The 19,560-nt window shown below is 45.0% G+C and carries 16 protein-coding genes, 2 tRNA genes and 1 other RNA gene; 3 read left to right on the top strand and 16 right to left on the bottom strand.

Annotated features, from left to right (window positions below; all coding sequences use genetic code 11):
• Positions 1 to 343: 343 nt before the first annotated feature.
• The 7 genes from Q338_RS07955 to Q338_RS07925 form a co-directional block, all read right to left on the bottom strand.
• Positions 344 to 1,285, bottom strand: coding sequence for a D-2-hydroxyacid dehydrogenase (locus tag Q338_RS07955; protein WP_034293969.1), 942 nt, complete (start codon positions 1,283 to 1,285; stop codon positions 344 to 346).
• A gap of 44 nt (positions 1,286 to 1,329) precedes the next feature.
• Complete coding sequence (locus Q338_RS07950; protein ID WP_147293687.1) at positions 1,330 to 3,432, bottom strand: sel1 repeat family protein; 2,103 nt, start codon at positions 3,430 to 3,432, stop codon at positions 1,330 to 1,332.
• A gap of 121 nt (positions 3,433 to 3,553) precedes the next feature.
• Positions 3,554 to 3,745: an oxidoreductase-like domain-containing protein gene (locus tag Q338_RS07945; RefSeq protein WP_034293965.1), complete on the bottom strand. Its 192-nt coding sequence runs from the start codon at positions 3,743 to 3,745 to the stop codon at positions 3,554 to 3,556.
• A complete protein-coding gene (locus Q338_RS07940) occupies positions 3,723 to 3,956 on the bottom strand; it encodes an RNA-binding S4 domain-containing protein (protein WP_034293962.1) in 234 nt (77 codons plus the stop codon). Before Q338_RS07940 ends, Q338_RS07945 begins: the two co-directional genes overlap by 23 nt.
• A gap of 73 nt (positions 3,957 to 4,029) precedes the next feature.
• Positions 4,030 to 4,104: transfer RNA gene (locus Q338_RS07935), tRNA-Glu, on the bottom strand.
• 22 nt (positions 4,105 to 4,126) lie between these two features.
• Positions 4,127 to 4,203, bottom strand: a tRNA-Arg gene (locus Q338_RS07930).
• Positions 4,204 to 4,402: 199 nt separating this feature from the next.
• Complete coding sequence (locus Q338_RS07925; RefSeq protein ID WP_034293959.1) at positions 4,403 to 6,517, bottom strand: AsmA family protein; 2,115 nt, start codon at positions 6,515 to 6,517, stop codon at positions 4,403 to 4,405.
• Positions 6,518 to 6,653: 136 nt separating this feature from the next.
• On the opposite strand from Q338_RS07925, the gene hisC reads away from it, so the two are divergent.
• The gene (gene hisC / locus Q338_RS07920; RefSeq protein ID WP_034293956.1) at positions 6,654 to 7,712 is read left to right on the top strand and encodes a histidinol-phosphate transaminase; all 1,059 of its coding nucleotides are present in this window, start codon (positions 6,654 to 6,656) and stop codon (positions 7,710 to 7,712) included.
• Positions 7,713 to 7,774: 62 nt separating this feature from the next.
• Here the strand turns inward: hisC and ssrS are convergent.
• The 6 genes from ssrS to earP form a co-directional block, all read right to left on the bottom strand.
• Positions 7,775 to 7,960, bottom strand: a non-coding RNA gene (ssrS, locus tag Q338_RS14085) — 6S RNA.
• 13 nt (positions 7,961 to 7,973) lie between these two features.
• Complete coding sequence (locus tag Q338_RS07915; protein WP_034293954.1) at positions 7,974 to 8,267, bottom strand: cell division protein ZapA; 294 nt, start codon at positions 8,265 to 8,267, stop codon at positions 7,974 to 7,976.
• Positions 8,264 to 9,823 (bottom strand): coiled-coil domain-containing protein, encoded by a 1,560-nt coding sequence (locus Q338_RS13775; RefSeq protein WP_051968555.1) that lies wholly within the window; start codon positions 9,821 to 9,823, stop codon positions 8,264 to 8,266. Before Q338_RS13775 ends, Q338_RS07915 begins: the two co-directional genes overlap by 4 nt.
• A 95-nt stretch (positions 9,824 to 9,918) precedes the next feature.
• Complete coding sequence (locus Q338_RS07905) at positions 9,919 to 10,908, bottom strand: NAD(P)H-dependent glycerol-3-phosphate dehydrogenase (protein WP_034293951.1); 990 nt, start codon at positions 10,906 to 10,908, stop codon at positions 9,919 to 9,921.
• 103 nt (positions 10,909 to 11,011) lie between these two features.
• Positions 11,012 to 12,916, bottom strand: coding sequence for an NAD(P)/FAD-dependent oxidoreductase (locus tag Q338_RS07900; RefSeq protein ID WP_034293973.1), 1,905 nt, complete (start codon positions 12,914 to 12,916; stop codon positions 11,012 to 11,014).
• Positions 12,917 to 13,012: 96 nt separating this feature from the next.
• The gene (earP, locus tag Q338_RS07895) at positions 13,013 to 14,119 is read right to left on the bottom strand and encodes an elongation factor P maturation arginine rhamnosyltransferase EarP (RefSeq protein WP_034293949.1); all 1,107 of its coding nucleotides are present in this window, start codon (positions 14,117 to 14,119) and stop codon (positions 13,013 to 13,015) included.
• A gap of 158 nt (positions 14,120 to 14,277) precedes the next feature.
• On the opposite strand from earP, the gene Q338_RS07890 reads away from it, so the two are divergent.
• Together Q338_RS07890 and Q338_RS07885 are read left to right on the top strand one after the other, a co-directional pair.
• Positions 14,278 to 15,030 (top strand): glutathione peroxidase, encoded by a 753-nt coding sequence (locus Q338_RS07890; RefSeq protein ID WP_034293946.1) that lies wholly within the window; start codon positions 14,278 to 14,280, stop codon positions 15,028 to 15,030.
• A gap of 297 nt (positions 15,031 to 15,327) precedes the next feature.
• Positions 15,328 to 16,737, top strand: coding sequence for a dihydrolipoyl dehydrogenase (locus Q338_RS07885; RefSeq protein ID WP_034293943.1), 1,410 nt, complete (start codon positions 15,328 to 15,330; stop codon positions 16,735 to 16,737).
• A 144-nt stretch (positions 16,738 to 16,881) separates the two neighbouring features.
• Here the strand turns inward: Q338_RS07885 and Q338_RS07880 are convergent, their stop codons facing one another.
• Genes Q338_RS07880 through gmhB form a run of 3 tightly spaced genes read right to left on the bottom strand, consistent with a single transcriptional unit; the run spans position 16,882 to position 19,249 of the window.
• Complete coding sequence (locus tag Q338_RS07880) at positions 16,882 to 17,607, bottom strand: lysophospholipid acyltransferase family protein (RefSeq protein WP_034293940.1); 726 nt, start codon at positions 17,605 to 17,607, stop codon at positions 16,882 to 16,884.
• A gap of 36 nt (positions 17,608 to 17,643) precedes the next feature.
• Positions 17,644 to 18,702, bottom strand: a complete 1,059-nt coding sequence (locus tag Q338_RS07875) for a glycosyltransferase family 9 protein (RefSeq protein ID WP_051968554.1) — start codon at positions 18,700 to 18,702, stop codon at positions 17,644 to 17,646.
• Between the two features lies 1 nt (position 18,703).
• Entirely contained in the window at positions 18,704 to 19,249 is a 546-nt protein-coding gene (gene gmhB, locus Q338_RS07870; protein WP_034293937.1) for a D-glycero-beta-D-manno-heptose 1,7-bisphosphate 7-phosphatase, read from the bottom strand.
• Positions 19,250 to 19,560: the final 311 nt, after the last annotated feature.

The raw sequence follows: 19,560 nt of genomic DNA, 5'->3' as shown, positions 1-19,560 counted from the left end.
GGGCGAACAGGTTTGGGAGAACAGTGTGGCATACAGCGATGCGACAGTGGATTTGCCGATGTTGCGCCGTGCCACGCAGGGATTTTTGTTGAATAAGCAAACGGGGAAATTTGAATTAATTGACAAAAAATAATCTTCAGGCAGCCTGAAAACGCTTTTCAGGCTGCCTGAATTTTAGAACCTGTGTTCGTAAGATTGATGGCTTGATTTTATGGATAATTCTTGCGAATACAAGGCGGCTTTTCATGCCAATATTGAACATATTGGCGTGGAAAGCCAACGCAGTAGGCGCATGAAGTAGCCATAAAAGCAAGCTATTAAGATTATGAACACAGGTTCTTAGTTACAACACATTCTGCGGCTGTCCCGCCACAAACGCATTGATATTTTTCTCAATAATATTGGTCATATTTTCCAAAGCCTCGCTGCTCGCCCACGCCATGTGCGGCGTAACAATCAAATTCGGCAAATGCGCCAACAATGGATTGCCTTCACGCGGTGGCTCGGTGGTCAGTACGTCAAAACCCGCGCCGCCCAATTGCCCATATTTCAATGCCGCCAATACCGCCTGTTCGTCCGCCAAACCGCCGCGCCCAACATTAATCAAAATCGCGTTGGGTTTCATGGATTTGAGTTCTGCCTCGCCAATCATGTTTTGCGTTTGCTCGTTTAATGGGCAATGCAGGGAAATAAAATCCGCCTGTTCAATGGCAGCCTGAAACGCCACATAGCCATCGCGCACGGCGGTGGCGTGTTTGTGTTCGCCAAAAATCACGTTCATACCAAATGCGCGTGCGTAGCCCGCTAAAGTACTGCCAATATTGCCACGCCCGAAAATCGTCAGCGTTTTACCGTTCAAATCCCGAATCGGCGCACCGTAATGACAGAAAAACGGTGCTTGTTGCCACACACCAGCCGCCACATCGCGCATATACGCAGGCAAATTGCGGCTCAATGCCAACATCATCATAAACGCGTGTTCCGCCACACTTTCGTTACCATAGGCGCGTACATTACACACGCTCACGCCAGCCGCTTTCGCCGCAGGCAAATCAATATTGTTGTAACCCGTTGCCGCCAAAGTAATCAATTTCAAACGCGGTAATTTGGCGATTAACTCTTGATTTAAAACCACTTTATTGGTAATCACAATATCAGCTTCTTTTACCCGTTCATAAGTTTCATCGGCAGACGTGAGCGCGTATTCCGTGTAACTGTGTTCAAAATCAAATTGCAACGGGCGCGTGGGCAAAGTGTCGCGGTCTAAAAAAACAATATTTAACATGGTGTTATCCTTGTGTGAAAAATCAGTATGCAGGCAGCCTGCAATTAATCATAAATCAATTTAAAATCATCGGGTTGATAATTAAAATGCGCCATCAGCCATTCATTCACATCGGTAAAACGCATTTCGCTGGCGGTTTCAGGCAGCCTGTCTTCCGCGATTAATTCGTGAAGACGCTGTTTCGCGCTCGGGTGTCCCTGCTCGGTGGCGCGATACAGCAAACGGCGCACCCATTCCAATTGCGCGAATGGGTCATAGATAAATAATTGTTTTTGTTTGATAAACTCGTCTTCATCATAATCAAATGTGCCAGCCGCTTTCGCCGCCCGATACGCCTGTTCCAATTCCAAAGCCTGATTGTCCACTTCATCCGCCAACAAAGCCGCCGTGCGTTCAGGCGCAAGCAACAGCATTTCTGCCAACCATTTGGTCGCCCGATAATCGCCCAAAGCATACGCCTGTTTCAGGCTGCCTTCCGCTTCCAAAATAAATTGCGGAACAAGTTTTCCTGAATAATATAAATAACTTAAATACAACATCGCCGTGGTATTCTGATGGGCAAAACGCTGCTCTTGCAAAAAATCTACCAGTTTGGCAACATGCGCCGCGCCCAATTTATCGCGCTGCAAAACCGCCGCCACTTTGGGCAAAGGTCGCGCTTTCGGATAGGGTTCAGCCACTTCCGCCAGCAAATTTTGCCAATCCAGCAAACGCAATTTGGCATACATTTGCACATCGTTTTCAAAGGTTTCGCTGGTATCGTGTTGCTGAATTTGTTTCGCACATTCAAACACTTTCCGCATGGACGGACGGCGTTCACGCACACGCGGATACGTCATCATCGCGTCCGCACGACACAATTGAATAAATCGCTGGTCGCTTTCGTGCGGCACAACGGGGTGATGGCGCGGCTGCGTTCCCAAATCGGGCAAAGATTCCGCTTGCGGCGACATCAATTCATGAAAATTAATCCAAAAATCAGGCTGTTGCCGCAATAAATGTTCAAAAGCATAAGTGGTTTCTTGGCTGCTGCGTGGCTCTTTGCTTTGCTGCTCGTTCAATTCCGCTTGCTGCTGCAACCATTTGGCGTACCACGCCGTGTCCGACCAATATTTAGCGGGCAACACAGTTGCCGCGTTCACATTATCCGCAATCAAAATCGGGAACACAGGCAAGGTCAACATCCCATTCGGCAAATGCGGTCGCCACACCCACAGGCTGCCTGCCAACAAAGGCATATGCGAAATTTCACTCGGCACAGGCGTGAACAATTCATTTTTATCGTTTGGTAAACTCGGATTATCTTGTTGATATTGATAAAATTGTTCCGCAAATCCGTCCAATTGCGCCACGCTGGTTCGCCCAGTTGGGTCATAGATAATTTGGGCGCGGCTGGCACCCGTTTCACCATATTCCAGCAAACGATTGTCCGCATTTACCAAAGCCGCCCACACCACGCGCCCTTTCGTGTACAAAGTTGGCAAAGCACGAATTTGCGCCATCAAATCATCGCCATACAATGAAGTCGGCGGCAACATTTGCAAATACGGCAAAAATTCAATCGGCGTGTGCGTTAATTGCTCGTGCATATTGATACGCAAATTGTGCGGCGGTGTATCGGGCAACACTTCATCATCGGCGCAGGCAGCCTGCAAACCCACCACCGCCGCGTGTAAAGTTTGCGCGGGTTCATCGTCAAACAGCCGCGACAAAATTACCTGAATCGGAAAAAACGGCGCAGAATCAGGCAGCGCACACACAAATTGATAATCCAAACTGTGCGGATATTGTGCAATCAAATCAGCGTCTTGATGAGTAAACTCCTGCCATGTGTACCAAACAGGGGCAGCCTGAAACAAACGCCCACGCACTTCGCCACAATAAAACGCCACCGTAAACAAAAACACCTGATGATTGGCGTGTTGAAAAAACGTGTCGGGATTTGGTTTCAAACGGCGAATTTGCGCCAGCAGCTCATCAATCCGTTTCAAGCTGCCGAGCGTGTAATCCAATTGGCAATCGCGCAATTTTTTTTCAAACGCGAAATCTTTTTGCCAAGTGCCTTGTTTTTCAAAATGTTGGATATACCACAATGCCAAAGTCGTGGTGGCATTGGGCTGATATTGGGCGAGAAAATCAGTGGGCATGATGTTCAATGAGGTCAATTTTTTGAATAGTAGAATTATAGCATTGCCAAAAATTCAGGCAGCCTGAAAATGAGCGTTCAGGCTGCCTAAAAAGGGGAAAATACAACAAAATAGAGTAAAATCAAAAATGTTCCTGCTGCGCCAAAAATTCACGCAAACGCTTTTGTTGCGCGTCATATTCCGCCTTATCCCGATAATAAATCGTCAAAATACACGCGTCGCCGCACTCGCTGCCGCAACATTCCCACGATTCAGGTGGCACAGGTTGTGGCAAGAGTGCTTCGGGAAACTCATTCTTCTGGGTCGTAGCCATCGCACACTTCCAAAACTGCGCCAGCAAATTCAATCACATCACCACCACGAATTTTAGCGGTTTTACGCGTTTCCACACTGTTGTTACGTAACACTTCACCCGCCGCAATCACCGCTTTTGCCTGCCCTCCGCTATCCACCAAACCCGCCAATTTCAACAAATCACACAAGGCAATGTATTCCTGCGTTTGCAAATAAACCTTTGCTTCCATTCTTATTTTTCCTATCAACCAAATTTCACATAAGAAAAAACCTGTTTCATAACGAAACAGGTTTTTCATAAACTGGCACGCCCACGGGGAATCGAACCCCGGTTACCGCCGTGAAAGGGCGATGTCCTAACCGCTAGACGATGGGCGCGGATAATAGTGCCTTTTCTTGATGGCGCACCCGGAGCGATTCGAACGCCCGACCCTTTGGTTCGTAGCCAAATACTCTATCCAACTGAGCTACGGGTGCAGTTTCTAACGCTTCTTGTTTGCTGCGTTAATCAAGAAAGATTGAATTATAGTGCGACATATTTTTTTTGTAAACCCTATGGTGCGATTATTTTACATTATTTTAATTAACCATTTGTTTTATAATAAAACAAAGTTTATTTTAATTTGCAAAATAGTTGCACCATTTGGCTTATACCCAGTTTTCAGGCTGCCTGAATTTATTTTTTGCCCTGCTCGCGCATCCAATCCCATTGTTTTTTAATGGCTTCGGTTACGGCATTTTTCTTCTCTTCAGGTGTTTTCAAACCCGATGTGATTTTCTGGTAATTCAAGCTGATGGCAGGATTGTCCATTGTGCCTGTAATCCGCAAAGGCAGGGTGTCTTTACCATTATTACTCAACAGGTTAATGTCTTCACTCATGCGACCGCTATACAAATTGGTTTCGCCTTTCGCCGCCATGCCCACCAATGGGCTGGTGAAGTGGCTATTGGAGCTGTGTTTGCTCACGCCATTGTCAATTTTACTTTTAAATTCAAAGGTATCAAATGGCGTGCCGCCGTCTGTGGACGTGAGTTTCAACACACCTGTGCCATCACTGGCGGCGGCTGCTTTCATCAATTCACGAATATTAATGCCATACCATGAACCATCTTTCACGTTCATGTTCAGGCTGCCTGAAAGGCTTTCGGTCAATTCTTGGCGATTCGCGCCTGTGGTGGTGAAGCTCAATTCCACGTCGCCCTTACCCGCAATTGTGCCGTTACGGAACAAATCTTGCATCATGGGGCGAACTTGTACGCCGCTCGCTTTTTGTTTCATCACATATTGCACAGGCTGCTGATTGTTCAACATCAACATGCCTTCGGTATGCCCACCGTACAAATCCGCGCTAAACGGTTCTAGGCGAATTTCTTTGCTGGTGGCGCGTAATTTGGTTTTAATATTATAAACTTCCAGCGTGGGAATACTCATTGCGCCCACATCCAAATCCACATTCGCCACCAACGCGCCCGTGAGCCATTCGGGATAGGGGTTGTCAATATTTTGTTCTACGCCGTCCATATAGTTGGCAAAATCAATTTTAGCAAGCTGAACCGCGCCATTAATTGTATTGTGTTCGCGTTCAAAAGCGAGCGCAACTGGGTGTTTATCAAAATGCCCTTGGGCTTGGGCTTGCCAATTTTTCTCGTTTACTACTTTCAGGCTGCCTGTCCAATCAGATAAGAATCTGGGCAAACCATTGGGGCGATCTTGGCGCGTAGATAATTGAAATTTCGGTAAATTCAAACCGTTTTGAATATGCCAATTAGCGGCGGTGATGGCGGTAAAATTCAAATTATCGCTGTCTGCGGTTTTAGACGACAAATTAATGGTTAATTCATCGCTGGCAAGCTGATTCACGTCCAATTTGGCTTGACGCGACACCAGCGTGCCGTTTAAGCGATTATTGGTGTTCAGGCTGCCTGTAAACACGCTGTTGATATTGTTCAACAATAAATATTTATTTTCGCCAACAATATTGTCAATATTCACATCAGCATGCCCTGTCAAACGGTCGGTACGCACCACCAGCTTATTATCTTTGGCAACAAAATGCCCCTCTTTAAAGCCTACATTGCTCACAAGGCTGCCTGAAAAATGGCGACCGTTTTCATCACCTTCAAATTGCATAACAAAATCAGGAAAACGGAAACCGCCCGCACTCGTGTTCATATGCCCTTGTGCTTTTAATTTTAATTCTTGCCATTCGGGGTTGCTCGCGTCGGCAGAAAAGGCGTAGGGGATACCTGTTTGATTTTGCGGTGTTTGTTGATAAGTTAAATTATTTAACTGTATGCGTCGCCCAAATGCTTGTAATAAAATATTGCCATTATTCAAGATGATACGATTAAACGAGACTTGACGTTTATTTTGCGAATCCAATAAATCGGCAAAATTCCATTTACCATCGTCTTCACGCGTTATCACGGTTGCCAAATCGTTTAATACCAATTTTTCAACTGTCCAATTGCCCAATAGACTCGTCCACGCCACGCCCACACGCGCTTCTTTCACGGTAACGGCTGGGGTGCGTCCATCGGTTTCGCTCAAGGTAACATTTTTCAAAATCACGGTTGGGCGCGGCAACAATTCACGTTCCACTTGCGTGTCAAACGTGATTTTACGCGCATTGCCCGTCATGGATTCCGCCGCCAATTGTTGCAAATGCTCAAAATCGGAATAGCGGTAAAACGCGGCGTATGCGCCACCCACACCAGCCGCCGCCAAAACGCTGCACACCAGCGTGGCACGAAACCAAGTGCGATGAAATAAGGGGACAAATGTGGACATAATTCAACCCATCAATAAATAAATTAACTTTATTCTAACAAAAATCAGCGAATTTGGGCGAATTGTGCGTTTCAGGCTGCCTGAAAAACCACAAAACTGTGCTATAGTCAGAATTTTTATTGACAGGAACACAATCATGCTGAATCACATTATCCGCCCCAATATTTTGGCACAAACCGCTTACCAAATTGCCAATATTCCCAACGATTTCATCAAATTAGATGCAATGGAAGTCCCCTACCAATTCCCCACAGAATTACAAAACCAATTGGCAAGCCAACTCGCCACCGCCCCCATCAATCGCTACCCCAACCCCGCCACCAGCGGCTTACAAAATGAATTGCGTCAAGCATTTAACATTCCCGAACACGCCCAAATTGCACTGGGCAATGGTTCAGATGAATTAATCCAATTTTTAACCCTGCTCGTTGCCAAACCCAACGCTACCCTACTTGCGCTTGAACCCAGCTTCGTCATGTATCGCCACAATGCCGAATTGTTTGGGCTGAATTATGTATCCGTGCCGCTCAACCCCGATTTCACGCTCAATCTCGCCGCCACGCTCGCCGCCATCGCCGAACACCAGCCCGCCATCATCTTCATCGCCTACCCCAATAATCCCACAGGCGTACCCTTCCGCCGCAAAGACGTGCAAGCCATCATCAACGCCGCCACAGGCATAGTCGTGATTGACGAAGCCTATGGCGCATTCAGTTCCGACAGCTTTCTCCCACAAGCAGGGCAGCCTGAAAACCTACTGATTATGCGTACCATGAGCAAAATTGGTTTCGCAGGATTGCGCTTGGGTTATGCCGCGGGTCATGCCAATTTAATCAATGAATTAGCCAAAATTTTACCGCCCTACAATATGAACTGGCTCAGCCTTACCGCCGCCAAATTCGCCCTGCAACACAAAAGCTGGATAGACCAACACATCGCCATCTTAACCGCAGAACGCGCCAGATTAAGCCATGAAATCAGCCAATTACCCAATACCACCGTCTTCCCCAGCCAAGCCAATTTCATCACCATACGCATTGCCGAAGCCGAAAAAGTATTCAACAAATTGAAAGAAAACAAAATTTTGATTAAAAAATTACACGGTAGCCACCCATTATTAGACAACTGTTTACGCATTACCATTGGCGCGCCCGAACAGAATAATTTATTAATCAATATTTTAAAAAAACCATAAATCCACAGGCAGCCTGGAACACAAAAAAACCATCAAGTTAAAAAACTTGATGGTTTTTCAAATAGAACCCCGCTTGTGCCGCTTTCGGCTGAGTCCGCTTGAACCTTGTTAAACAAGGGCGGTCATCTCGGGTAACTTCGGGTGCATTCCAACGGGGGAACACTCGCTCCTGTTACAACTCCCGACAACCTATAGCAAACTTTATTGGTTCAAAGGAATGTATGCCTACACGAACACAGCAGGGAAATTTAACTGGTTAAATCAAGATGTTAATGCTTTATCGCACATCTCAATCAATGACGTTATTCTACGCTCAATTTCCGATTCTGCCAATACCTTATTTTCATTCATCAGCTTCAACAAATCATGCGTCAAATTCAAAGCCGCCATAATCACGATTTTATCCGTTTCCATATTACGCCCAGCCGATTGAATTGCCAAGATTTTTTGGTTCAACAAATCCACCGCTTGCAATAAAGTATCTCGTTCACTTTCGGGCGTGCCAATCGTAAATTGCCGATTTAAAATGGAAACATTAATTTGCTCGATATTCATACGCTTTTATCCTTAAAATCATCGCCCAAATCCAAATCATCGTCCGCCGCACGCTCATCAACAGGCAAACGGCTCAACAAATGCCGCAATTGCGATACATTTTGCAACAACATGCTGCGATATTCCTGATTTTGGCTATTTAATTTGAACATTTGCGTTTGTAAAGCAGCTTTTTCGTTTTTCAACTGCTCATTCAGCTTACCAATTTCCTCGCCCAAACGCTGCCCCACTTCCGCCAATTCTGCCTGATGTGCCGCTTTCAATTGTTCTGCTTCGTTTTGGAAACGCTGTTCTTCCTGCTCCAAATTGGTCTGCAAAATCTCATTTTTATTTAAGGCAGCCTGAAGCTGGTCTTGCAATTCCTGCGCCAAAGCCTCGCCCGCACGCTCGGAAACTTTTAATTTATCAATTAATTGAACAATTTGCTCCGCACGTTCAGCCGCTTGTTTTTTCGCCGCTTCCACTTCCTGTTGTGCCGCTTCTTTAGCAGCCTGAAGCTGGTCGCGCAAACTTTGAATTTGGGCTTCTGCCGCTTCTTCGCGTTCTTTCAATTTGGTGGTCAGAATATCAATTTGCGTTTCGCTTGCGCCTTCGGCGGCTTTCAATTGCGTTTGCAACAATTCCAATTTTTCTTGGAAATCATTGGCTTGACGCTCGGCAGCTTTTTCCGCGACATACAATTTCGCTTCAAATTCCTGCGATTTTTTCTCGCTGGCAAAGAATTTTTCCTGCCAATCTTGTTGCTGTTTCAAAGCATTGGTTTCCGCCAACGTGATTTTTTCCGTCAGCAAAGTCGCTTCTTGCAAAGCCGCTTCTTCCTGCTCCGCCAAACGCGTTTCCAAAGACTGAATACGCTCTTGCGCTTCGCCTTGCGCCACTTTCAATTGCTCTTTGAATTGACGCGCTTGCACTTCAGCGACCGCTTCTGCTTGCGCCAATTTATCTTGCCATTCTTCCTGTTTCAGCTCGGCATTTTTTTGAATGTCTAAAACCTGATTTTTCAATTCGCGCAATTGCGTTTCTGCTACCGATTTGGCTTCTTGCAATTTTTCTTGCCAATCGCGCTCTTTCATTTCACTGGCAACGGCAAAATCCTGCTGTGCCTGCTCCAAAGCCAACTCTTTTTCCTGCAAAGCCGCGCTGGTCGCCTGAACTTTATCGGTTAATTCTTGACGTTTGCCCGTCCAAACCGTTTGTGCCGTGTCAAATTTTTCCTGCCATTCCTGCTCACGCGTTTGCAAATTGCCCTGCAAAAATGCAATTTGGTCGCGCAAATTCACACGCTCTTTTTCCAGCAATTGAATTTGCTGTTCATGCGTGGTCAATTTACCTTCCAATTCTGCGATGAATTTTTGTGCGGCGGCATCGCCAGGGCGTTTTTTTCGTTCCACTTCAAGCTGTTGCTGTTTTTCTTCCAGCTCTTGATTCACGCTTTCCAAATGATTGCGCGACTGGGTAAGCTGTTGTTGCAACTTACCTTGTTCAATTTTGCTTTGGCTGATGGTTTTAATCAGCTCTTGTAATTTGCTTTCCAGTTGGGCTAGGGTTTCAGTCATGGCTATTCTCTTGATAGGGTTTGATTACACGACACATCTTTAAATTGGCATTGGCATGATTTTCAGGCAGCCTGAAAATCATGCAACATCATTATTCATTCGCTGGTCGGTTCGCGCTGCATTAAGCGTTCCACAATGTCTTTCACACTCAATTCATTGCGCACCAATTGGTACAACATCGCCGTAATCGGCATTTCAATTTGGTATTTGGCGGCGGCATTATGCACTTCGTCAATGGTGGGTACGCCTTCGGCAACGTGTCCGATTTCTTTCAGAACTTGGTGCAAGGTTTTGCCTTCTGCCAAACCCAAGCCCACTTTGCGGTTACGCGACAATGCGCCCGTACAGGTCAAAATCAAATCGCCCATGCCCGCCAAGCCCATCATCGTTTTTTGCTGTGCCCCCATCGCCACAGCCAAACGTGTGATTTCCGCCAAACCGCGTGTTACCAAAGCCGCACGCGCATTCAAGCCATAACCCAAACCGTCTGACAAACCTGTGGCAATCGCCATCACATTTTTCACCGCGCCGCCCACCGCCACGCCCAACACATCATCATTGGCGTATAAGCGCATCACATTGGTATTCAAATCCGCGCTGACTTTTTTAATCCACTCAAAATTTTCCGAAGCCAAACACACCGCACACGGCAATTGTTTCGCCAATTCCTGCGCAAAGCTGGGGCCTGATAACACGCCAATTTTCGTATTATCAGGCAAGACTTCTTGCGCCACCTGATAAGTCAGCAAACCACTGTCTAATTCAAAACCTTTACACGCCGTCAATACAGGCAAATGTCCAAAACCTGCTTCTTTCACGCGTACCAAACTGTCGCGCAAACCCACCACAGGCGTAACCACCAAAATCAATTCAGCATCTGTCAAAGCCTGTGATAAATCGCTAAACACGTTTAAATTATCAGGCAGCCTGAAATCGGGCAAATAACGTTCATTGAAACGCGATTCTTGCATGATTTGCGCGTGTGCCGCGTTGTGCGACCACATTTTAACGCCATGTCCATGCAAAGCAAAGTGCATACCCAAAGCCGTGCCCCACGCGCCTGTACCCAATATGGTAATATTCATATTTTTCTCTTGTAAACAAATGATTAGTTAATATTCACCTTTCAGGCAGCCTGCAAATTAACACACCAACGCTGCCCAAAAACACCCAAATTTTAACACAAAATCATGCCAACGCTTCTTTTGCCGCCCGAACACCTTCATCAATCGCATTTTGCAAATACGGCATCCACGCCACATCAGAATTTGCCATGAAAATATTGCCAATTTTTTGTTGCATCGCCTGTGTTGTTTTTTCGGTAAATTCATCTGAATCCCATAGCGTAACCTGTTCATAACTATAACCATGTGCCCAGCGATTAAGTGTCATATCCACCACTACATCATCTGCATTTTCGCCTACTAAAGCGTAAAATGCGTTTAAAAATTCCATTAATTCCGCTTTCAAATCTGCTTCTTGCTGGCGAATCAGGGCGCGGCGTCCATTACGGTATTTATCACGCGCTGTTTCGCCATCAAACGCGGTGGCAATACGCACACAATGTAAAACAATTGGCTCATCAGGCGTTTTGGCGTGCAGATAATCGCCAATGTTCACAGGATAATCTAATTTTGCCAACACATACGGAGAATCAGGAATATACAAATCACTCACACCCAATTTTTGCCATGCACGTGCATTTTTCAACGCAACTTTTGCATAAACCATCGGAATTTTCACATTGGTTTTCATCGCATCTTTCTGTACTTGCGGCATTTCGGGCATAATGTGTGGCGCAAGAGCGGCGTGTCCCGCGTAAATCACTTTTTTCGCTTGCGCCAACAACAATTCAGATTGCCCCGTTTTCAGGCAGCCTACTGAAACCCAATCCCCTTGATTTTCAATGCGTAAAGCGGTGGTATTCAAACGAATTTTGACTAAATTATCGGGCTTATCCAATTGTTCATAATCAAATTTTGCCGTAACCACGTCTTCCATTGTGTTGCCAGCCGCCACATTCGGAATCATCTGGCGCACTAATAAACGAGCAATGGTGGCATTGCCATCAGGAAAATGGTAAATATATGGCTCTTTTGCCTCCTTATCGGCGGGAATGCCTAATTTTTTCACACCTGGGTAACCCTCATCATCGCTCACACCAAAGCTGCTATCCAAGGCATCTTGCACCGAAATCGCATTAATCGGATGTCCCCAATAATCCATACTGATATTGGTCAAAAACGCCAACGCTTTTTCGGGTAATTTCACATCGTTTTTCAAAAAATCGTAATAGGTAGTTTCGGCGGCATATTTTTGTTTTTCCTTGCGTTTTTTACCACGCAAATAATCTTTCGGCGCGGTAAACAATTCAATCAACGCCGCTTTATCCTCATCAGGCAAAGGGAATTGCGCCAAAATATCACGACTTTCCATTTTATCCGCAAGCGGAAAAGCCGTTAATTTGTTTTCACTAAACGCAGGCTGCCTGAAAAACACCGCTTGTTTCATACCCCATTGTTTTTCATACAAACCATGTTGATAATAAGTGTCAAATTTCTGCCAATCCACACCCAAATCTTTCAACAAACCCTTTGCAGTTTTGCTGAAATCATTGCGCGGATTGTCCAAAGATTCGCTACCGCCGTAAGTAATCAATAATTTACCATCTACCGTAAACTCATTGCGTTTGGCATGTCCACCAAAATCATCGTGATTATCCACAATCAAAATTTTGGCTTCAGGCTGCTGTTTATGAAATGTGTACGCCGCCGTTAAACCGCTTACCCCTGCACCCACCACAATCAAATCAAACTGTTCAGGAGCAGATTGTGGGAAAGTAAATGTTTTTTCTTTCAATGCCACTTCGTGTGCGCCCATTTGACTGCCATCGTGATCACCGCGCAAGCCCATCAAAGCAGGCGGATAAAATGGTGTTTTTTGCAAAGTAGCAACTACTTCCGCGCTGGCACTACGGTAGCGCATGGCTTGTTCTGCTTGCTGATAATTATCCAAATTGGGGCGGCAAGCGGTTAAAGAACTACCTGCCAATGCGGCGGCAGACACAAGAAATTGACGACGATTCAGTTTCATAAATTTCAATAAAATAAATACATAAAATGGGCATAATTTTACCTGAATTTGCACATTCAGGCAGCCTGAAAACCCAAAAACTGCGCCCAATTGTCGCTATTTCACCGATTGCGCCAACCAGTTCGCCAAACGCGTAACCGTATCCGTTTGATTGAACAAACTTTCTTGCCAACGCAATACCCAATTCTGCCACGCCGCCGACTGTTCTCGCAAAGTCTGCCAATGCGCCAAACGTACCTGTTCAGGCAGCCTGCAACCACCATTTAATTCGCCCGACAACGCCCTATGTGCCACTTGCCACGCTGCCCCATTTTCCCCAAACGCCAATTGCCAAAACGCGTCTAATTTCTCCAAATGTGCCCTTTCATCTTGCGGATAAATGTGCCAAAAGAATGGCTTACCTGCAAATTGAGCGCGAACAAAACTGTCCTCGCCACGTACAAATAGCCAATCATATTGCGCCAATAAATCATCAAAATCCGCTTGTGGCACAAAATCTATTTGGCGAATTTTCAGGCTGCCTGAAAACCATTCACGCTGATTTTCTGTGAATGCGATGGCGGGCAAATATCCAAATTTCTTTAAACTTTCAATTACTTGAACACCAACCACATCAATTTCCATCTGCCAACCCAATTGTTGCCACGCCGCCAAAACGTCCACCCACGCCGCGCTTTCATAGCCAAATAATAAAACTTTCAGGCTGCCTGAAACAGAATAATGATTTTTAGACAATGACTTATCCAACAAATTCTGTTCCCGAATCAAACCGCCGCTTGCCGCCACAAACCCCATTTGCCAAAAATATTTCGCAAAACCATCGGCTTGCAGCGACTGCATACCATGCGTGCGCACCGCCCAATCTTCCGCGCTCAAATATTCCCAATTTAACCAAACTGCCTGATTTTGCTTCATTTTTGTCAACACATTTTCAGGCAGCCTGCACGCAAAAGTCTCAATCACCACATTGGGCGGCGGCACTCCGTCCAAATCCGCGCTTTTATTCTCAACCCATTGTTTAATCAAAATATTTTTTTCGCTGGCAAATTCAGGCGCAATCCACTTTAAAGCCACATCATCGTCCACAAACAAAAACACTTGCCAATCCAAGCGTGTCCGCAATTCCCGCGCCAAACGCCACGACACGCCAATATCGCCAAAATTGTCTATCACATTGCAAAACAAATAACAGATTGTATTCATAAATTTATAAAATCAATTAATACTTAAGAACTAATAAAAAATAATTATTATTGCTAGATAATTCAAACCATTTAAACAATAAATGAGACAAAATCATCTATTTAAACTATAATATATTACTTAAATTTTAGCATAAACATAATCTCGGAGATTCAAAAATGTCTGTACAAATCAAAACCGCAGCAGAATTAGAAGGTCAAAACGTACCATCAGTAGTATTCCACACGCGCAAAGATGACGCGTGGGTAGATGTTTCTACTGACGACTTGTTCAAAGGCAAAAAAGTTGCCGTATTCTCATTGCCTGGTGCGTTCACCCCAACTTGCTCATCTACACACTTGCCACGCTACAATGAATTGGCTGGCGAATTCAAAAAACGCGGCGTGGACAGCATTGTTTGTATTTCTGTAAACGATACATTTGTGATGAACGCTTGGTTGGCTGACCAAGAAGCAGAAAACATCATCGTGGTACCCGATGGCAACGGCGAATTTTCTCGCGGCATGGGCATGTTGGTAAGCAAAGAACAATTGGGTTTTGGCAACCGTTCTTGGCGTTATTCCATGATTGTGAACGATGGCAAAATTGAAAAAATGTTCATTGAGCCAGTAAAAGACGGCGACCCATTTGAAGTGTCTGACGCCGACACCATGTTGAAACACATTGACCCAAATTGGGTACCACAGGAATCTGTAGCCATCATCAGCAAACCTGGTTGCCAATTCTGCGCAAAAGCAAAAGAATTATTAAAATCAAAAGGTTATGCCTTTGAAGAAATCGTATTAGGACGTGATGCTTCCATCACTTCCATACGTGCGATTACAGGCAAAGCCACTGCCCCACAAGTATTCATCGGTGGTCAATACATCGGTGGCAGCGAAGATTTGGAAAAATTCCTGGCTAATAAATAATTCAATTAACCCGATTGATGAGCTACAAAAGGCATTTTATTCAATCAAAATCTGCTGTAGAATCACTATCACATTTCACTCAAGGGTGCGGCAGTTTTCTCCTCCTTTTCTGACGCACCCACTTTGGCACAATGACAGTTTTCTCCTCCTTTTCTGGCATTGTGCCCCTGAATAGCTTTAGGGTTATTCAGGCAGCCTGAATTATTGTAAAATAGTCATGCTGCCTGAATAACTCTTTTTTCAAACCATAGTGATAGGTTTTAACTAATAAATTACTATTCTTAATAGGATTAAATTATGAAACATTTACAAGCAGATGTAGTGGTTTTGGGTGCAGGCTCTGCAGGCATGGGGGCGTTTCGCAATGCGCGTTTGCACACAGAAAATGTGTATTTGATTGAAAGTCATGTGTATGGCACAACCTGCGCACGCGTGGGCTGCATGCCCTCTAAATTGCTGATTGCGGCAGCAGAAGCACGCCATCACGCTTTGCATACCGACCCATTTGGTGTACATCTGGATAAAAATTCCATTGAAGTCAATGGTGTAGAAGTAATGAATCGTGTTAAAGCAGAACGCGACCGCTTTGTGGGTTTTGTCGTGAGCGATGTGGAAGAATGGCCAGCAGAACGCCGTATTATGGGTACAGCCAAATTTGTTGATGAGCATACCATTCAAATTGATGACCACACGCAAATCAAAGCCGACCGCATTGTGATTGCCACAGGCTCGCGCCCCATTACTTTGCCACAATGGGAAAATTTGGGCGACAAATTGATTGTTAATGACAATGTATTCTCATGGGAAACGCTGCCTGAAAGCGTGGCGGTGTTTGGACCGGGTGTGATTGGTTTGGAATTGGGACAGGCTTTGTCGCGCTTGGGCGTAAACGTGGAAATTTTTGGTGTGGGCGGTCATTTGGGTGGCATTTCCGACCCTGTGATTTTGCAAGAAGCCATTGAAACCTTTAGTGCAGAAGTGCCATTGCGTCTGCATTCCCACACTGAAGCGAAATTAAACGCTGATGGCAAAGTGGAAATTCATTGGACAAACGATGGTGAAAGTGGCGTATTTGTGGCGGATTATTTGCTTTCTGCGGTAGGTCGCCGTCCAAATGTGGACAATATTGGCTTGGAAAACATTGACATTGTGAAAGATGAACGAGGTGTACCCATTGCCAATCCTTTGACCATGCAAACCAGCATCCCGCATATTTTCATTGCAGGCGACGCGTCCAATCAACTGCCACTGCTGCATGAAGCTAGCGACCAAGGCAAAATCGCAGGTGAGAATGCGGGAAAATTCCCAAATATTAACAATGGTTTACGCCGCAGTCCAATTGGCGTGGTGTTCAGCAATCCGCAAATTATTTCGGTGGGTACACGTTTTAGTGCCTTACAAGATATTTATGGCGATGATTTGGAAAACAAAGTGGCAATTGGTCAAGTTTCATTTAAAAATCAAGGTCGTAGCCGTGTCATGTTGGTCAATAAAGGTCATTTGCGCGTGTATGCCGACAAGAAAACAGGGCGTTTATTGGGCGCAGAAGGTTTTGGTCCATCTTTGGAACACGTGGCGCATTTATTGGCGTGGTCGCACCAAATTGGCATGACTGTTCCTGAAATGTTGGATATGCCTTTCTATCATCCTGTGATTGAAGAAGGTTTGCGTACTGCTTTGCGTGATGCAGCTAGCAAGTTAGCTTAATGATTTAATTGAATAAAATATGCAGGCAGCCTGAAAAATAAATGGGTTTTCAGGCTGCCTGTTTTTGCGAAACATACTACAATAATATTGAAATTTCATTAAATATCAATGACTTTATATATTTTCAGGCTGCCTGAAAATGTATCACGCCTGATATTTTGAGCCACGCCCATTGATTTTAACTTGCTGTTCTTCAATCCAATTCTCGCAAGCTGCCATCAATTCCTCTTCGCTGCCTAAAGTATGCGGAATCGGTTTACCAATCACCACTTGAATCGTACCACTATGTTTTAAAAACGAATTTTTTGCCCAATAATCGCCGCTATTCAATGCCACAGGCACCAAATCCATTTCCAAAGTTTTCGCCATACGCGCACCGCCCAAACGGTATTTGCCACGCTCGCCCGCTTTCATGCGCGTGCCTTCGGGGAAAATGGTAATCCAAAAACCATCTTCTTTGCGCTTAAACCCTTGTTTTAACATATATTCCATAGACTGTTTACCCTTACTGCGGTCAATCGCAATCATATTCGCCAAACGCAAACCCCAGCCAAAAAATGGAATCATAAACAGCTCTTTTTTCATCACATACACTTGCAAGGGGAAAATTTCTTGCAATGCCAGCGTTTCCCAGCCGCTTTGGTGTTTGGAGCAGATAATGGCAGGATTTTGTGGAATATTTTCCGCGCCATGCACTTCATATTTCAGCCCAATAATGTTTTTCAAACACCACAACATGCAACGCGACCACGTCCTCCCCACCCTATTCGCGCCTTTGGGCAATAGGGTAAATGGTAAGCCGCAAAAAAACATAATTGGCAAACTAATCAATAAGATAATCCAATAAATCACATTACGAAGTAAAAGCATATTCAGGCTGCCTGAAAAAATAAAAGGGGGCGTATTTTATACGATTTTTGCGAGCATGGGGATGAGTTCTGCTGCATTGATTTCATTGATGTTTTGCTGATAACGCAAAATCTGTGCTTGCTGCGAATAGGGATACCAATTGGCAAAATTTTGTTCATCAGAATTATACATGGAAATCAATGGCTTATCTAATCCCACCGCAATATGCACCATAGACGTATCGGGCGAAACCACCGCTTTGGCGTGGCGAATCAAAGCAATATTATCAAAAATAGTTTTTGTATTTTCAAATAGATAGCAGCATGAATACGCTTGCACCAGTTCCACTAGCCACCCATTCACTTCAGGAAAACCGAGCAATAGCCATTTTTGTTGTGGTAATTCCGCCGTGAGCGTGTCCAAAATCGTGCGAATACTGTCGGGCGTGAAACGGCGACTACGCGCTGCACCAAAAAAATTAAGTGCAATATAATCAGTCAATTGCTGTTGTTGCAAAAATTCGGCAATGCGCTGTTCGGCTTCGGGCTGTTCAGGCAGCCTGTAACGCGTATCCACATTTTCAATACCGATTAAATTCAATAATTTGCAATAAATTTCGCTGTAATGCAATTGTGAATCACTGATGTGGTGATTGAAAATACGGTAATCCGCTTTCAGGTAGCCTAAATTATACGGCGCTGCAATGGTTCGCAACAAAACAAGTTCCCGAACGCGAAAAACCAAAGTCGGTTCAATCACGACATCATATTGATTTTTTAATTGTTTACCCATTTGATAATAGGGCAATACGCCGCGTTCTGCCACAATATGCAGGTGATCAATATCGGGATTGTTTTCAAATAAATAAGCATTTTCGCGGCTGCACAACACGCCAATCTTCGCCTCTGGGCGTTGCTGCTTGATGGCGCGAAACACAAATGAGCTGACGACAAAATCACCAATTTTACCATCTTGTCGCAAAAACAAGATGTTACGCGCTTGTGCGAGCGGTATGTGGCTGGGCGGCGGCTCACGGTCAAGCATTTGTTTCGCAAGAGAAACGCGCCATTCACGCAATTTTATTTTGAATTTTTTAAACGATTGTTTCAGGCTCATCTCATTCGTCCTGTATCACAAATTGGGCAAACGCCATTAAGTCATCAAACACCAGCGTGTGTTCAGGCAGCTTATTTTCTTCATTTTCTAATGTTTTCAATCCCTTGCCTGTTTTCACCAATGCGGATTTACCGCCCACATGGGCAATCGCTTGCAAATCACGCAAACTGTCGCCGACCAACCATGTTTCTTCCGCTTCCGCGTTAAATCGTTGTAATATATCAATAATCATGCCCGATTTGGGTTTGCGGCAATTGCATTTATGCTCGGCAGAATGGGGGCAATACCAAATGCCGCTGATTTCGCCACCTGCTTGGCGTACCAATTTGTGCATTTTGCTGTGCATTTCATTCAATGTTTGCACGGTAAAGTATTTTCGTGCAATGCCCGATTGATTGCTGGCAACGGCAAGCGTGTAACCTGCTTGGCTCAACAAGGCAATTGCATCTAGGCTGCCTGTGATGGGCTGCCATTCTTCGGGGGATTTGACGAAATCATCGCGGTCGTGATTAATCACGCCATCACGGTCTAATATAATCAGTTTCATGGTTTCAGGCTGCCTGAAAAGAAAAAATATCCATTATAGTGGATTCAATTTAAATCACGACAAGGCGACAGAGACCACCGTGTACACCCAACATAAGGGCGGACAACACGGTACTGGTTTAAATTGAATTCACGATAAAACAATGTTTCAGGCTGCCCTATTCTTCAGGTAGCCTTTCAGTACACGACAATTTTTTGAAATAACCACAAACCTGTCCCCTCCCCCGTCTCCAACGGGGGAGGGCTAGGGTGGGGGAAAATTTGTGGAATAAATTAATTGTCTTGAAAATCAACGAACCCCCACCCTAACCC

The organism is Alysiella crassa DSM 2578 (genome assembly GCF_000745955.1).
GTDB lineage: Bacteria > Pseudomonadota > Gammaproteobacteria > Burkholderiales > Neisseriaceae > Simonsiella > Simonsiella crassa.
This window is presented reverse-complemented; position numbering and strand designations above follow the sequence as displayed.

What these genes read in the sequence shown, in the direction of transcription:
- Q338_RS07955 (WP_034293969.1), bottom strand. Translation starts at nt 1,285, where the DNA reads ATGTTAAATATTGTTTTTTTAGACCGCGACACTTTGCCCACGCGCCCG.
- Q338_RS07950 (WP_147293687.1), bottom strand. Translation starts at nt 3,432, where the DNA reads ATGCCCACTGATTTTCTCGCCCAATATCAGCCCAATGCCACCACGACT.
- Q338_RS07945 (WP_034293965.1), bottom strand. Translation starts at nt 3,745, where the DNA reads ATGGCTACGACCCAGAAGAATGAGTTTCCCGAAGCACTCTTGCCACAA.
- Q338_RS07940 (WP_034293962.1), bottom strand. Translation starts at nt 3,956, where the DNA reads ATGGAAGCAAAGGTTTATTTGCAAACGCAGGAATACATTGCCTTGTGT.
- Q338_RS07925 (WP_034293959.1), bottom strand. Translation starts at nt 6,517, where the DNA reads ATGTCCACATTTGTCCCCTTATTTCATCGCACTTGGTTTCGTGCCACG.
- hisC (WP_034293956.1), top strand. Translation starts at nt 6,654, where the DNA reads ATGCTGAATCACATTATCCGCCCCAATATTTTGGCACAAACCGCTTAC.
- Q338_RS07915 (WP_034293954.1), bottom strand. Translation starts at nt 8,267, where the DNA reads ATGAATATCGAGCAAATTAATGTTTCCATTTTAAATCGGCAATTTACG.
- Q338_RS13775 (WP_051968555.1), bottom strand. Translation starts at nt 9,823, where the DNA reads ATGACTGAAACCCTAGCCCAACTGGAAAGCAAATTACAAGAGCTGATT.
- Q338_RS07905 (WP_034293951.1), bottom strand. Translation starts at nt 10,908, where the DNA reads ATGAATATTACCATATTGGGTACAGGCGCGTGGGGCACGGCTTTGGGT.
- Q338_RS07900 (WP_034293973.1), bottom strand. Translation starts at nt 12,916, where the DNA reads ATGAAACTGAATCGTCGTCAATTTCTTGTGTCTGCCGCCGCATTGGCA.
- earP (WP_034293949.1), bottom strand. Translation starts at nt 14,119, where the DNA reads ATGAATACAATCTGTTATTTGTTTTGCAATGTGATAGACAATTTTGGC.
- Q338_RS07890 (WP_034293946.1), top strand. Translation starts at nt 14,278, where the DNA reads ATGTCTGTACAAATCAAAACCGCAGCAGAATTAGAAGGTCAAAACGTA.
- Q338_RS07885 (WP_034293943.1), top strand. Translation starts at nt 15,328, where the DNA reads ATGAAACATTTACAAGCAGATGTAGTGGTTTTGGGTGCAGGCTCTGCA.
- Q338_RS07880 (WP_034293940.1), bottom strand. Translation starts at nt 17,607, where the DNA reads ATGCTTTTACTTCGTAATGTGATTTATTGGATTATCTTATTGATTAGT.
- Q338_RS07875 (WP_051968554.1), bottom strand. Translation starts at nt 18,702, where the DNA reads ATGAGCCTGAAACAATCGTTTAAAAAATTCAAAATAAAATTGCGTGAA.
- gmhB (WP_034293937.1), bottom strand. Translation starts at nt 19,249, where the DNA reads ATGAAACTGATTATATTAGACCGTGATGGCGTGATTAATCACGACCGC.